This window comes from Taylorella equigenitalis ATCC 35865, assembly GCF_000276685.1.
Lineage (GTDB): Bacteria > Pseudomonadota > Gammaproteobacteria > Burkholderiales > Burkholderiaceae_B > Taylorella > Taylorella equigenitalis.
Genome location: NC_018108.1, coordinates 1,017,953 through 1,031,523, shown reverse-complemented (window position 1 = coordinate 1,031,523; position 13,571 = coordinate 1,017,953). Strand labels below are relative to the sequence as shown.

The following is a 13,571-nucleotide window of genomic DNA, read 5'->3' as shown; positions in this document are numbered from 1 at the left end:
TTAAGCTTATAATTTAACTAACTTTTGGGGGTTATATGGAAGAACTTGACAATTATCTATTGCTATGTTTGAGATTTAACGCTTATTTCATAAATCAGAAAATCGCTAAGGTAGCTGAAAAAGCTAAACTCGGAATTAGTCAATTTAATTTATTGCATTTGTTGTATTGCAATGGAACTATTAAGGCAACCGAACTTCGTTACTGGTTGCCCAATGGACCTGGATATATTGATAGCTTGATTTTACAAATGGTTGAAAGGGGCTACATTCAAAGGCTAAGAAGCCCCAAAGATAAACGCGTAATTCAAGTTAGGCTTACGCACGAAGGCATGCATATTGTGGATAGTTTGATTGATGAATACGAAAAGGGCATCCTTGACTCATTTGCTATACTGGATGAAGACGATAAGTACAACCTTATTCATTTGTTAAAGAAATTGGGGAGAGGTTTATGACCTGTACGGTAACTAATATGCAAACTGGATTTGCTACTAAAGATGGAGCTGGCGTTAGTTTAATCAGAGTTTTAGGACATGATACAGTAGAGACATTTGATCCTATTTTGATGTTGGACTCCTTTGATAGTAGCAACCCTGATGACTATACAGCGGGTTTTCCTATGCATCCTCATAGGGGTATTGAGACAATTTCATATGTATTTAGTGGAGGCATGCAGCATAGGGACAATTTAGGATATGAAGATACTGTTTCAAACGGGGAAGTTCAGTGGATGACAGCTGGTTCGGGTATTCTTCACGAAGAAAAAATCCCTGAAGCTGATCATTTGTTAGGTGTTCAGCTTTGGCTAAATATGCCAGCATCAGATAAGATGAAAGACCCTGAGTATCATCCTATTAAAAATCCTGACATCAAGAAAATCGACCTTGATGGAGCTCAATTAAGGTTGTTAGCTGGTCGCTTTCCGCTTACTGATATAGATAGTTCTAAAGAAACTAATTTAGAGTCTTCCTCAGGTTTTATTTCTAAATACACTCCTTTTAATTATTATGATGTCAGCATGCAGAGTGGTGCAGTAGTTGATATACCTGTACCTCCTAATTCATCAGTTATGATTTTCACTTTACTAGGTGCAGTTAAAGTCTGTGATACTTTGGTAGCTCCAAAAACTGCAGCCAAAATATCAGGTGATGGATTGTTGAAACTTGAGGCTACAGAGGGCGAAAATAAAGTTTTGGTCATGATTTCTAAAGCTTTGAAAGAACCCGTAGCTTGGGGTGGTCCCATTGTCATGAATACTCGAGAAGAGCTTGATCATGCATTTCAAGAATTGCGTTCGGGTACTTTTATTAAGTCTAAAATGGTTGTAGACACTTAAAAATTTCATGATTAAAATCACAAACCCACTTCTCGAAGGGTTAACTTTCATCGACCTGTTTGCTGGAATAGGTGGATTTAGAGTGGCTTTGCAAAGTCTAGGTGCAAAGTGTGTTTTTTCAAGTGAATGGGATAAATTTGCTAAAGAAACATACTGGCTAAATTTTAATGAAATCGCACACGATGATATAACCAAAATAGATGAGTGCACCATCCCTAATCATGATATTTTGTGTGCGGGTTTCCCATGTCAGGCATTCTCAATAAGCGGGAAAAGATTAGGGTTTGAGGATAGTAGAGGCACTTTGTTTTTTGATGTGGTCCGTATCGCTAAGTCAAAACGCCCTAAAGTTATTTTTTTAGAAAATGTTAAAAATTTTGCTAAACATGATGGTGGTCGCACTATAAGGATTGTTAAAGAATCACTTTTAAGACTTGGTTATAGTTTTGATTGGAAAGTTTTGAATTCCTGTGATTATGGTATTCCGCAAAGCAGGGCGAGAATTTTTATGGTTGCTTTTCGTGAAGACTTAAAGCATCAAGAATTTAAATTTCCTGCACCAAAAAATTTAGACAAATATGTTGAAGACATATTGTTGCCAGATTCTGAAACTTCACATTTAGTTCGCCAAAGAGATGATATTTGTTTATATAGATCCGATCCACTTAATAATGTAAATGAAACCTACAGAATTGGTATAGTTGGAAAAGGTGGACAAGGAGAGAGGGTTTACAGTCCAAAGGGTTTGTCTGTGACATTTTCCGCCAATGGGGGTGGGCTTTTTGCTCACACGGCAGGTTATTTGGTTAATGGTAAAACTAGGAGACTTCATCCTAGAGAGTGTGCTCGTTTAATGGGTTATCCAGACGACTTTAAGCTTAATCCCAACGAAAAGCAAGCTTACAAACAATTAGGTAATTCTGTGGTAGTTGATGTGGTACAAAGTGTCGCTCAAGAGATAGGAAGGACCCTATCTCTTGCAGGTAAGGCTATTTAGAAGCAATCAATTTTCTAAGTTTTTTATCAGCTTCTAATAAATATTGATTCATGCCATCATTTATAGTTTTAAAACTTATTGAAAAAATAACATTTGAATTATGGGTGTTAGATAATTGCCTAATTTTGTATACACCTTTGCGTCTTTGTGGATCTTGTTTAAGCAAGAATCTTCTACCATTCGCAGATATAATCAATTCATGATAATTGCTGTTTGAATTAGTTATTAATCTTTTGTCCTCAATAGTGGCACCACTATCATTTTGTCCGATGTGCTTATTAAATTCCTTAAGAAAATTTGGTTCATGAATTGTACTGATCTTATTTGATCCGCTAGTTTTCTGTCTGTAAGTAGCCTCTACATTAAAAAAATGCTTAAGGTGCTCTTTATTAAAAAGAAAAAATTTTCCATTACTTTTAGTGATAATAAATTCAACTTTTTTCTTTTCCATTGCTTTTTCTATCCAGCGGAAAATTGTGTCCTCATCTACCTTTAAAGTTTTACCGCTAGTACCTGCTTCAGCAAAAGCATCCTCATCATTATTCATAATTTTGATCATTGCTCTGGATTCGAGGTTTAGTTCATTTTTGTTTTGCTCGGAATAAACAAATTTGCCAGATAAATTCTTAACGACAAATTGTCCGCATTGAGCTATTGGCATTTTGCATTCAATATAGAATTTACCTCTTTTGTAAGATATATCGCTAACTGTTGAATCTGAACCTCCAACACATTTAAAGTCTTTACAATCGTAATTATTGTTCAAGTATTCTTTGCATGAAACTTCAAATTCACTCCAACTCATAACTAACCCCCTTGATACAAATGTATTTACTTAGAGAAATGTTAAAATTTTTCTGTTAAATTTGTATTACTTATCTTATTTAGTAATTTCAAATCAATGGGTTATCGATCTAAATATTTATAAATCTGAATAGGTATATTTCTGAATTTCCTAAAAGGCTCTAATACACTTATATTTAGTATTGATAGTGCTCTGTAAACTTAATTTAATATGATCCATATAGCCAATTTCCCCCTTTGGGGCTTTACGTTTAGTGACCTGTTTGCTGGGATGGGTGGTTTCAGGGTGGCTTTCGAAAGCCTAGGGGCTAAATGTGTTTTCTCATGTGAAAATAATACATTTGCAAAAGAAACTTACTGGATAAACTTCAAAGAACTAACATATGATGATATATATACTATACCAATGGATATAGTTCCTGACCACGATATTATGTGTGCAGGTTTTCCGCCAGAGACTATCTCATTATCAGCTTTAGGACGCAATATAAACGAAATCAGGGATTCCTTATTTTTTGCAACTATTCGTTATGTGCAGGCAAAAAGACCCAAAGTTGTATTTCTAGATAATTTATACACTTTATATTCAAGTAACTGTGGTAATACGCATAAAGTAATTAAAAACACATTTGAAAAAATTGGATACGTTTTTTATTCCAAATTATTAAATTCCATGGACTACGGTCTACCTCTTAACCGTTTAAGAGTCTACATGATTGCAATTCGAAAAGACGTGAATATAAGAGAGTTTGAATTTCCTAAGCCGATTCCCCTTACTAGCTATTTAGAGGATTATTTACTTCCCGACTCAGAAACAGAGCATCTTGTATATAAAGGTGATGGTATTAGGTTCATACGACCTGAACCTGAATCTTATGTTAAGGAGTTATACAAAATAGCTGAATACTCTAGTGGTCGTATGATTGAGGGACGAGCGGGTGAGAAAATATTCAGCCCTAAGGGGCTAGCTTCAACCATAGGAATCTCTAAGGCAAAGCCATTCACTTATACAGATGCCTATCTTATAAATGGTAAAATTCGTACTTTGCATCCTAGAGAGTGTGCAAGAATACTTGGATACCCAGATAGTTTTAAGTTAAATCCAGATACTAAGCAGGCTTACATACAATTAGCTAATTCAGTCGTAGTAGATATCGCAAAACTTATAGGTAATGAAGTTGCAAAAGCATTAGACCTTTCTTTTGAAAGAAAAATTCCCGATAATCATTAAAATTTTATTAAATTCTAAGTATTAATTCTTTGAACAGGGTTCAAGTACAGTGCCTTTAAATATTGCTGATAATAAGAAATTCATGCAATTAGCCTTGCAAAATGCAGAGAAAGCATATAAATCGGGTGAAGTTCCAGTCGGGGCAGTTTTAGTTGGACCAAATCAAGACATTCTCGGGCAAGGATACAACCAAGTTATAGGGACTTCCGATTCTACGGCTCATGCAGAAATTGTAGCTTTGCGTGAGGCTAATTTAAGTATACAAAATTACAGATTGCCCTCGGGATGCACGATGTTTGTAACCCTTGAGCCTTGTATAATGTGCCTTGGAGCACTTATTCATGCTCGGCTTGAACATTTAGTTATAGGTTCACGCGACCCTAAAACTGGTGCTTGTGGTGGAAGGCTTTCTATTCATGCCTCAGATTTAAACCATCATATGCATACTACAGTTGGGGTATTGTCAGAAGAATGTTCTAAAATTCTAAAAGATTTTTTTCGTGAAAAACGCATCGATAAGGATGTAGGTAATGAGTGAATTCCAAAATAAACCATGCGATCATGAATTAGAGCAATTAATAAATGATGCTCAAATATTATTTGATGAAGCTGATGACGTGCCCTTACAGGTTAGGGAGTACGAAAAGAAACTTGGTATTTATTTAATTTCTCCTTCGAGTTTTTTGGTTGAGCCTGAAAGAATTCAAGTAGCTAAGACCAATTTACAAAGTTTTGGCTTTAAAGTTAAAGTAGATAAATATGCAACTGAAAAGTATTTACGGTTTGCTGGTTCAGATATACAAAGGGCTAAATCATTCACTCGAGCTATAAAAGAGTCAAAAGCTCCTATTATTATGCCTACAAGAGGTGGGTATGGTATTACTAGGATATTGCCACTAATCGATTGGAAATTATTAGCCGAAAATCCTAGAACCTATTGTGGTTACAGTGATTTCACAGCGTTTAATTTAGCACTTTTAGCAAAAACTGGTTTGCCTAGTTTTACTGGACCAAATGCTGTTAGTGATTTCGGTTCAGACAAACTGGATGAGCTGACCACAGAAATTTTTGTAGAAATGATGAGGGGTGAATTAGAGATTCTGAGCTTTGTTTCTGAAGAGTCTGATTCTGTAGATGAACATGGGGTTTTGTGGGGCGGAAATCTAGCACTATTAACGGCTTTATTAGGAACCCCTTATTTTCCTAAAATTAAAAAAGGGATTTTATTTTTAGAGGATGTAAGTGAGCATCCATATAGGGTAGAGCGTCTTTTAATTCAACTTCATCAAGCAGGCGTACTTAAATCTCAAAAAGCCATTGTATTTGGAGATATCTCAGACTATAAATTAGCTGATAACGATAATGGTTTCTCGATGTACTCTGTAATTGAATGGCTACGTAAAACCGTCAAAGTTCCTGTTGTAACTGGTCTTCCTTATGGACACGGAGAAGTGCGGGTCACATTGCCGATAGGTATAAAAGTAGGCATAGCTACCGAAAATGGCATGGCACATTTAGTAATTGATAAACACAACCACTCAAAATCAGAAATCGACTCCGAAAATTGTTTAAAACTTCATAAGTATAAGAGAAAAAATAAGTGATACAGACAGCTAACCTTACAATTCAATTTGGACCTAAGCCACTTTTCGAAAATGTGAGCGTTAAATTTTCAGGTGGTAATAGGTATGGATTAATTGGAGCTAACGGTTCTGGTAAATCTACTCTTATGAAGATTTTGGGTGGTGATTTAGAACCAACCTCTGGTAGTGTTTCGCTGGATCCAGGTATTAGGCTCGGAAAGTTAAGACAAGATCAATTTGCTTATGAAGATAAGCGAGTACTTGACGTTGTAATAATGGGTCACACAGAGTTGTGGGATGCTATGACTGAAAGGGATGCTATCTATGCTAATCCTGAAGCTACAGAAGATGATTATATGCATGCAGCTGAGCTAGAAGCAAAGTTTGCTGAATACGGTGGGTATACCGCTGAGGCCAGGGCTGGAGAGCTTTTATTAGGGCTTGAAATACCTATAGATAAGCACAATGCCACTATGAGTGAAGTTCCTCCAGGTTTAAAGCTTAGAGTTCTTTTAGCTCAAGCATTGTTTTCTAACCCAGATGTACTTTTACTTGATGAGCCCACAAATAACTTAGATATTAATACCATTAGATGGTTAGAAAATATATTAAATCAGTACGAAAGTACGATGATTATCATAAGTCACGATAGACACTTTTTAAATCAAGTTTGTACCCACATGGCAGATTTAGACTATGGTGAATTGCGAATTTATCCAGGTAATTACGACGATTTTATGCTTGCATCTGCACAAGCAAGGGAAAGATTACTATCAGACAATGCAAAAGCAAAAGAAAAAGTCTCAGAGCTTCAAGATTTTGTAAGAAGGTTTGCTGCCAATAAATCTAAATCCCGTCAAGCTACTTCACGGTTAAAACAGATAGACAAAATAAAGTCTGAGCAAGTTGAGATAAAGCCATCCTCAAGACAAAATCCATTCATTAGGTTCGAACAAAAGAAACCGCTTCACAGACTTGCATTTGAAGCTAGCAAACTTTCAAAGTCATACGATAATCCAGTAATTAAAGACTTTAGTGCTATGGTTGATGCTGGCCAAAAAATTGCAATTATTGGAGGTAATGGGGTAGGTAAAACTACGCTTTTACGTATGCTTGCATTGGATTTGCCACCTGATTCGGGAAATATAAAATGGTCTGAAAATGCAGATATTGGATATATGGCTCAGGATGTATCTGGTTCATTTACGAAACCTATGAACCTAGTTGATTGGATGTCTAGATATCGTCAAGAAGGAGACGATGATCAGCAAATTCGCTCCATTCTAGGTAGGTTGTTATTTTCAGCAGACGACATTGTGAAGAACGTAAGTGTTTTGTCAGGTGGAGAGAAAAATCGGATGTTCTTTGGGAGCTTGATGTTAGGAAGGCACAATGTTTTACTACTTGATGAGCCGACAAATCATCTTGATATGGAATCTATTGAATCACTCCAGATGGCACTTGAAAAATTTAAAGGTACATTAGTTTTTGTGTCGCACGACAGGGAGTTTGTTAGTGGATTAGCTGATAGGATAATAGAAATATTGTCAAATGGTGAAATAATCGATTATCAAGGAAGCTATGATGACTATTTGCGATCTAGACAAATTGAAATTTAATGCCCTCCATTCAATTTAAAATTGAAGCCCATCAGTATTATGAAGAGCGTATAAAAAACAGTCTCTTTATATGTCACTGTGCTCCCGTGCAATCTTCAGAAGAAGCTTTAGAATTTTTTTCTAAATTTAGTAAACCCGATGCAACTCATAATTGTTGGGCATATAAACTGATAGATAATTATCGATTTAATGATGATGGAGAACCTGGGGGAACAGCTGGTCGTCCTATTCTACAAGCAATTGATGGTAAGGCTTTAATTAATGTGGCTTCACTTGTTATTAGGTACTATGGCGGTGTGAAACTTGGTACTGGGGGGCTAGCAAGGGCTTATGGAGGAGTAACTTCTAAGTGCCTTGATCTAGCACACAAGATTGAGATTATTCCAACTGTAGAAATTTTATGTGAGGTCGTTTTCTCGGACATTGCCAAAGTGAAATCAAAATTCATTAATAGAGTTACTGTATTAAGTGAAAATTTTTCAGAGATGGGTGTGGTTTGGAGATTAGCAGTTGAAACTGATTTTGCAGATGAACTTGGTCAGACCATAACTAATCTGACCAAGGGTAAGGGGGTTTGGATTAAATCTGATTCTTAGGCTATAGCAAATCTTAAAATGAACAATCCAGCAATAATTGTAGTAGCTGGATGTACTTCCTTATATCTTAAAGTAAATACTTTAATGACTACATAACTTATAAAACCAAATGCCATGCCTTCGGCAATCGAATATGTAAATGGCATAGATATAAGTGTAATTGCAGAAGGTACAACCTCAGTCATGTCTTCCCAATCAATTTCGGTGATTTCTCTTAACATAAGTAAGGCTACATATATAAGAGCAGGAGCCGTTGCATATGCAGGAATCACAGCAGCTAAAGGAGAGAAGAATAATGCCAACAAAAACATTAAGCCAATGACAAATGCAGTTAATCCTGTACGTCCTCCAGATTGAACTCCAGACATACTTTCTACATAAGCTGTAGTACTTGATGTGCCGATAATAGATCCTGCAAGAATGGCAGCAGAATCAGCCATTAATGCTTTACCTAGGTTGCTTTTGTGGTTGGGACCATCTTTAAGAAGATTGGCTCTCTTAGCAACACCAATCATAGTTCCAGTCGCATCAAACACTTCGACTAGAACGAAAACTAATAAAACGCTAATTAAACCTTTTTCCATAACACCTGGTATATCTAGTGCTAGAAAGGTGGAACTTATAGATGGAGGAGATGAAATAATGCTATGTGGTACAGAAGTATGACCTAATATGATTGATAGAATTGATACAGATAAAATTCCTATTAAAATAGCTCCACGAACTCTTAAGCAATCAAGAATAACTATTAGGAAAAATCCAACTATAGCTAACTTAACTTGATGTGAGGAGAAGTCACCATGTCCTGTTAGAGTAGCTGGATTATCGACAACAATCCCAGATGATTGAAACCCAATAAATGCAAGAAATAAACCAATTCCTGCTACTATGGCAGATCTTAGGGATTGTGGTATGCCTTCAATTAGCCATCTTCTTGCTCCAGTCAGAGTTAGTATCATAAAGATAACTCCAGATAGGAATACCGCAGCCAAGGCTTGTTGCCATGTGTAGCCCATAGCACCAACTACCCCGAACGCAAAAAATGCATTAAGCCCCATACCTGGAGCCATACCAATTGGCCAGTTAGCAAGGAATGCCATAATAAATGATCCAACGGCTGCTGCTAAGCAGGTAGCGACGAAAACTGCACCAGTGTCCATACCAGTAGTTCCTAAAATATTAGGGTTAACAAATATAATGTAGGACATAGTGAGGAAGGTTGTTATGCCTGCAAGAACCTCTGTTCTTATATTTGAATGATGTTCAGAAAGTTTGAACATTTTCTCAAACATGATTAAAACTCCAAGTGGGTGAAAGAATGTGTAATTTTAATTCGTATTTAAGGGATTACTCTTATTGTTAAAAGTCATATATATTAAAATTTTATTTAAAGTCTATATTTGTAAGTAAATGTTTTTTTATAACAACAATATATGTTAGTTCTTGGTATTGAAAGTTCCTGTGATGAAACTGGTTTAGCCCTTGTGGACACTGAGTTAGGGCTGTTAGGTCATACCTTGCATTCCCAGATTAGTATGCACGGAGAATATGGGGGTGTTGTACCAGAATTAGCTTCACGGGACCATATTAAAAATTTGTTGCCACTCTTGGATGAGCTTTTGTTTAATACTAACAAAACCTTGGATGATGTCGATGTTATTGCATACACTGCGGGACCTGGTTTGCAGGGTGCACTCCTTGTTGCATCATCCTTTGCCCATGGACTGGCTTGGAGCAGGGGTTTGCCGTTAGTTCCCGTACATCATTTAGAGGGTCATTTGTTGTCGCCATTACTTTCTGAGCCTAAACCAGAATTTCCATTTATAGCTCTACTTGTAAGTGGCGGGCATACTCAAATCATGCTTGTAGAGCGGGTGGGTTATTACAAACTTTTGGGTGAAACTTTGGATGATGCTGCGGGAGAGGCTTTTGATAAAACAGCGAAAATTTTAGGTTTACCATATCCAGGCGGAGCCCACTTAGCAAGGTTGGCAATAAATGGTGACTCAAATGCGTTTGCATTGCCACGACCTATGAAGCATAGTGGGGATTTAAATTTTAGTTTTAGCGGATTGAAAACTGCGGTTATGAATCAGTATAAAAAGCTAGAATTAACGGAACATGATGAGATTTCCTTATCTAATCTTGCAGCCTCAACGCAAGAAGCGATTGTTGATGTCCTTGGATTCAAGGTTATGCAAGCCCTAAAGGAGACTGGTATACATACTCTAGTTGTCGCTGGCGGTGTTGGAGCTAACTTAAAATTAAGGGGGTTTCTAAAAAATGAGTGCGAGAAAATTCAAGCAAAAGTTTATTTTCCACCTATGGAATTTTGCACAGATAATGGGGCAATGATTGCCCACGCAGCTAGTGAAAGGATAAAAGCTGGCCTTGTAAAACTAGAGAAGAAATATGACCAACCAGTAAGAGCTAATTGGTCTTTAGAATCGGTTAATGCTTTTTATTAAATAATTTATCTATATTGGATTTGTGTTTATAAAGAAGAAGGGTGGCCATAATTAAAACTGCTGCAAATATAGGCCATTGTATATAGTTGTTAATATTTAAAAATATGTATAGGAATGGTGCTGATAATGCAGTGATGATTGCAGCTAAAGCGGAAATTTTAAAAAGCACTACAACTAAAACCCAAACAGATAAAAGGGCAATGGCAAAATAAAAATCCAATGCTAAAAAGATTCCTAATGACGTAGCTACACCTTTACCTCCTTTAAACCCCAGAAAAGGTGAAAATAAGTGTCCTAGAAATGCTGCTAAAGCTACTAAAGCTATTACTGTAGATGAGACATTGGGTAAGAAATGAAATGTCAGCAAAACTGCTATAGCACCCTTAGATGCATCACCTAAAAAAGTTAAGGCTGCTGCTAATTTATTTCCGCTTCTAAGTACATTAGTAGCACCTGGATTTCCAGAGCCATAGGTTCTAGGATCGCTTAAACCAAAAAGTTTACTTATTACTACAGCAAAGGGTATGGATCCTATTAAATATGCAATTGGAATAGCCAAATAATCCGTCATTTATAACCTCAATTATTATTTTTTTATATATTAAAATAAATTACTTTGAATTTAAAAGAATTGTTATGACTACTAAAATCCTATTGGCAAATGATGACGGTTATTACGCTCTTGGGTTAGAAAAACTATATGAAGAGCTTTCTAAATGGGCGGAAGTTGTGGTCTTTACACCAGAAACTAACCACAGTGGTGCTTCTAATTCACTATCAATTAATAGACCACTAAGCCTTAAAAAATCCTCAAAAGGTTTTAATATTATCAACGGTACTCCTAGCGATTGCGTGCATGTTGCACTTACAAATTTTTTAGATTTTGTACCTGACATTGTTGTTTCTGGTATTAATAACGGAGCTAATTTAGGCGAGGATACTCTTTATTCAGGTACTGTTGCTGCCGCTACTGAAGGGTATCTTTTTGGCTACCAATCTATAGCATTTTCTTTAACTCACTATAATTGGCCACAAATAGATGAAGTTGCTAACATTGCAAGTGAATTTGTGAAATTGATAGTAGCTAATCCTACAGAAACTAAAACTCTTTTAAGCATTAATATTCCCCCTAAGGAATCGTATAGTTTAAAAGATTTTAGGGTGACTAGATTGGGTCGCAGACATCAATCCCAACCAGTAGAAAGGACTAAAAGTCCATTTGGTCAGGATTTGTTTTGGATTGGTGCATCTGGTGAGATTATGGATTTTGGAGAGGATACAGATTTCTATGCTGTGGATAATGGCTTTATTTCTGTTACACCTATCCAGCTTGATATGACTCATTATAAAAAGCTTGAATCAACTAAAGCTTGGTTAGAAGGACAAGTTAATTCTAAAGTGGAATAATGATAAAAAAACAAATCATTTCCACAAATAGCAATACTAGACTATCTTCAGGTTCTAGAAATATTGGCATAAAAGGACCATCTCCTGAAGTTAAAAATAGACTCCAAAAAGCCTTGGAGCTTAATACGGGATTGAATTCTGATATTCACCGATTACGCATGGTTAATGCCCTTAAGGAATTTGGTATTACTAACGACCAAAGAGTGTTGGATGCATTAACGCAAGTTCAGAGACATGTCTTCATGGATCCTGGTACTAGAAGTAGGGCTTATGTAGACGAAGCACTTCCAATTGGCTATGGTCAAACTATTTCTAAGCCGTCAGTTGTGGCTCGTATGATATCTTTGGCCTTACAAAATAATATGCTAAATAGGGTTTTGGAAATCGGGACAGGATGTGGTTATCAAGCTGCTGTACTGTCCTGTATATATAAAGAAGTCTATTCCATAGAAAGAGTTACTGGTTTATATAAGTTGGCAATGTCAAATCTTGCAAAATTTATTGATTTGCCAAAAATTAATATAACATTAGGTGATGGCATTTTGGGCTTGCCAAAACATGCTCCTTTTGATGCAATTATTTTGGCAGCAGCTGGATTAGAAGTCCCTACAGAACTACTTAATCAATTAAATATTGGTGGTATTTTAGTGGCACCAGTAGGTTCTGTAGAGCAAAAAATTGTAACAATTAGAAGGGTTTCTGATACAAATTGGTCGAGTACGGATTATGAGTCTACACGGTTTGTACCCTTGAAGTCAGGAATACAAGTATAATATGTTGATATTATTGGGACGGGTTATATGTATTTAAACAAGCAAACTAAGTTATTAAGTCTTTTGTTAGTTACAGTTCTTTCTGCTTGTACTAGCACTCACAATGCACCTGTAGAGGACTACACTCAAACATATCCTCCACATACTGTTGAGAGGGGTGAGACACTTAGCTTAATTGCACGTAAATACAATACATCCGTCGAAGAATTAGCTAGATTAAATAATATACAGGACATAAGCAGAATTTTTCCAGGTCAGGTATTGCGTATTTCTGCAAAGTCAAATATTCAAAAAACAAATAACAGTTCTTCAAGTTCAGCTGTTACAACTACCGCATCAGGAAAAGCTACAGATGCTGGTTTGATATCTTGGGCTAAACCTACAGCTGGTCAAATTATCAAGGGATATGATGATGCCTCTAGGGGTATTGATTACAGTGGGTCTGTAGGTGATCCTGTACTTGCGGCTGCGTCTGGTACTGTTTCTTATACAGGTAATGGTATACGCGGTCTAGGTAATTTAATACTTATTACTCACAAAAAACCTTTTATATCAGCTTATGCACATACGGATAAAATCTTAGTTAAAGAGGGTCAAAAAGTAACTAAAGGTCAACAAATTGCTACATTGGGATCTTCTGATACACCTTCTCCTAAGCTACATTTTGAAATTAGACGTGACGGTAAACCAGTAAATCCTGCTTCATACCTACCTTGAGTTTTCTAAAAACTCATAACTTTTTTAGAGATTACTTTAT

15 protein-coding genes are annotated in these 13,571 nt (G+C 36.3%); 12 read left to right on the top strand and 3 right to left on the bottom strand.

The annotated features are described in order from the left end of the window. Positions 1-35: 35 nt before the first annotated feature. The 3 genes from KUI_RS04745 to KUI_RS04735 are packed head-to-tail and all read left to right on the top strand — an operon-like array spanning position 36 to position 2,333. Positions 36-455 carry a MarR family winged helix-turn-helix transcriptional regulator gene (locus KUI_RS04745; protein WP_014840422.1) on the top strand — a complete coding sequence of 140 codons (420 nt, stop codon included), beginning with the start codon at positions 36-38 and terminating at the stop codon, positions 453-455. Beyond that, positions 452-1,336, top strand: a complete 885-nt coding sequence (locus KUI_RS04740) for a pirin family protein (protein ID WP_014840421.1) — start codon at positions 452-454, stop codon at positions 1,334-1,336. The genes KUI_RS04745 and KUI_RS04740 overlap by 4 nt, the downstream gene beginning before the upstream one ends. 7 nt (positions 1,337-1,343) lie before the next feature. Further along, positions 1,344-2,333, top strand: coding sequence for a DNA cytosine methyltransferase (locus KUI_RS04735; protein ID WP_013522711.1), 990 nt, complete (start codon positions 1,344-1,346; stop codon positions 2,331-2,333). Here the strand turns inward: KUI_RS04735 and KUI_RS04730 are convergent. Then, a complete protein-coding gene (locus KUI_RS04730) occupies positions 2,326-3,138 on the bottom strand; it encodes a PDDEXK family nuclease (protein ID WP_014840420.1) in 813 nt (270 codons plus the stop codon). The genes KUI_RS04735 and KUI_RS04730 overlap by 8 nt on opposite strands. A 210-nt stretch (positions 3,139-3,348) precedes the next feature. Here KUI_RS04730 and KUI_RS04725 point away from each other — a divergent pair, with 210 nt between their 5' ends. The 5 genes from KUI_RS04725 to KUI_RS04705 are packed head-to-tail and all read left to right on the top strand — an operon-like array spanning position 3,349 to position 8,166. Then, positions 3,349-4,368: a DNA cytosine methyltransferase gene (locus KUI_RS04725; protein WP_014840419.1), complete on the top strand. Its 1,020-nt coding sequence runs from the start codon at positions 3,349-3,351 to the stop codon at positions 4,366-4,368. A gap of 49 nt (positions 4,369-4,417) precedes the next feature. Continuing rightward, positions 4,418-4,906 carry a tRNA adenosine(34) deaminase TadA gene (gene tadA / locus KUI_RS04720; RefSeq protein WP_013522708.1) on the top strand — a complete coding sequence of 163 codons (489 nt, stop codon included), beginning with the start codon at positions 4,418-4,420 and terminating at the stop codon, positions 4,904-4,906. After that, positions 4,899-5,972, top strand: a complete 1,074-nt coding sequence (locus KUI_RS04715; RefSeq protein ID WP_013522707.1) for an LD-carboxypeptidase — start codon at positions 4,899-4,901, stop codon at positions 5,970-5,972. Before tadA ends, KUI_RS04715 begins: the two co-directional genes overlap by 8 nt. Then, on the top strand, positions 5,969-7,570 hold the full coding sequence (locus KUI_RS04710) for an ABC-F family ATPase (RefSeq protein ID WP_014840418.1): 1,602 nt from the start codon (positions 5,969-5,971) through the stop codon (positions 7,568-7,570). The genes KUI_RS04715 and KUI_RS04710 overlap by 4 nt, the downstream gene beginning before the upstream one ends. Further along, positions 7,570-8,166, top strand: a complete 597-nt coding sequence (locus KUI_RS04705) for an IMPACT family protein (RefSeq protein WP_013522705.1) — start codon at positions 7,570-7,572, stop codon at positions 8,164-8,166. The genes KUI_RS04710 and KUI_RS04705 overlap by 1 nt, the downstream gene beginning before the upstream one ends. Here KUI_RS04705 and KUI_RS04700 read toward each other — a convergent pair. Then, positions 8,163-9,458: an NCS2 family permease gene (locus KUI_RS04700; RefSeq protein ID WP_013522704.1), complete on the bottom strand. Its 1,296-nt coding sequence runs from the start codon at positions 9,456-9,458 to the stop codon at positions 8,163-8,165. The two genes, KUI_RS04705 and KUI_RS04700, sit on opposite strands and share 4 nt — an antisense overlap. A 141-nt stretch (positions 9,459-9,599) precedes the next feature. Here KUI_RS04700 and tsaD point away from each other — a divergent pair, with 141 nt between their 5' ends. Further along, the gene (gene tsaD, locus KUI_RS04695; protein ID WP_013522703.1) at positions 9,600-10,634 is read left to right on the top strand and encodes a tRNA (adenosine(37)-N6)-threonylcarbamoyltransferase complex transferase subunit TsaD; all 1,035 of its coding nucleotides are present in this window, start codon (positions 9,600-9,602) and stop codon (positions 10,632-10,634) included. Here tsaD and plsY read toward each other — a convergent pair. Continuing rightward, positions 10,618-11,205 (bottom strand): glycerol-3-phosphate 1-O-acyltransferase PlsY, encoded by a 588-nt coding sequence (gene plsY / locus KUI_RS04690; protein ID WP_014840417.1) that lies wholly within the window; start codon positions 11,203-11,205, stop codon positions 10,618-10,620. The two genes, tsaD and plsY, sit on opposite strands and share 17 nt — an antisense overlap. 65 nt (positions 11,206-11,270) lie before the next feature. Between plsY and surE the strand changes: the two genes are divergently transcribed. Genes surE through KUI_RS04675 form a run of 3 tightly spaced genes read left to right on the top strand, consistent with a single transcriptional unit; the run spans position 11,271 to position 13,531 of the window. Then, complete coding sequence (gene surE, locus KUI_RS04685; RefSeq protein ID WP_013522701.1) at positions 11,271-12,041, top strand: 5'/3'-nucleotidase SurE; 771 nt, start codon at positions 11,271-11,273, stop codon at positions 12,039-12,041. Continuing rightward, positions 12,041-12,814: a protein-L-isoaspartate(D-aspartate) O-methyltransferase gene (locus tag KUI_RS04680; protein ID WP_013522700.1), complete on the top strand. Its 774-nt coding sequence runs from the start codon at positions 12,041-12,043 to the stop codon at positions 12,812-12,814. Before surE ends, KUI_RS04680 begins: the two co-directional genes overlap by 1 nt. A gap of 27 nt (positions 12,815-12,841) precedes the next feature. Continuing rightward, the gene (locus KUI_RS04675; protein WP_014840416.1) at positions 12,842-13,531 is read left to right on the top strand and encodes a LysM peptidoglycan-binding domain-containing M23 family metallopeptidase; all 690 of its coding nucleotides are present in this window, start codon (positions 12,842-12,844) and stop codon (positions 13,529-13,531) included. The last annotated feature ends 40 nt before the right edge of the window (positions 13,532-13,571 follow it).

Bases quoted from the DNA above. Each gene is read 5' to 3' on its own strand.
- KUI_RS04745 (WP_014840422.1), top strand. From the start codon at position 36: ATGGAAGAACTTGACAATTATCTATTGCTATGTTTGAGATTTAACGCT.
- KUI_RS04740 (WP_014840421.1), top strand. From the start codon at position 452: ATGACCTGTACGGTAACTAATATGCAAACTGGATTTGCTACTAAAGAT.
- KUI_RS04735 (WP_013522711.1), top strand. From the start codon at position 1,344: ATGATTAAAATCACAAACCCACTTCTCGAAGGGTTAACTTTCATCGAC.
- KUI_RS04730 (WP_014840420.1), bottom strand. From the start codon at position 3,138: ATGAGTTGGAGTGAATTTGAAGTTTCATGCAAAGAATACTTGAACAAT.
- KUI_RS04725 (WP_014840419.1), top strand. From the start codon at position 3,349: ATGATCCATATAGCCAATTTCCCCCTTTGGGGCTTTACGTTTAGTGAC.
- KUI_RS04715 (WP_013522707.1), top strand. From the start codon at position 4,899: ATGAGTGAATTCCAAAATAAACCATGCGATCATGAATTAGAGCAATTA.
- KUI_RS04705 (WP_013522705.1), top strand. From the start codon at position 7,570: ATGCCCTCCATTCAATTTAAAATTGAAGCCCATCAGTATTATGAAGAG.
- KUI_RS04700 (WP_013522704.1), bottom strand. From the start codon at position 9,458: ATGTTTGAGAAAATGTTCAAACTTTCTGAACATCATTCAAATATAAGA.
- tsaD (WP_013522703.1), top strand. From the start codon at position 9,600: ATGTTAGTTCTTGGTATTGAAAGTTCCTGTGATGAAACTGGTTTAGCC.
- plsY (WP_014840417.1), bottom strand. From the start codon at position 11,205: ATGACGGATTATTTGGCTATTCCAATTGCATATTTAATAGGATCCATA.
- surE (WP_013522701.1), top strand. From the start codon at position 11,271: ATGACTACTAAAATCCTATTGGCAAATGATGACGGTTATTACGCTCTT.
- KUI_RS04680 (WP_013522700.1), top strand. From the start codon at position 12,041: ATGATAAAAAAACAAATCATTTCCACAAATAGCAATACTAGACTATCT.
- KUI_RS04675 (WP_014840416.1), top strand. From the start codon at position 12,842: ATGTATTTAAACAAGCAAACTAAGTTATTAAGTCTTTTGTTAGTTACA.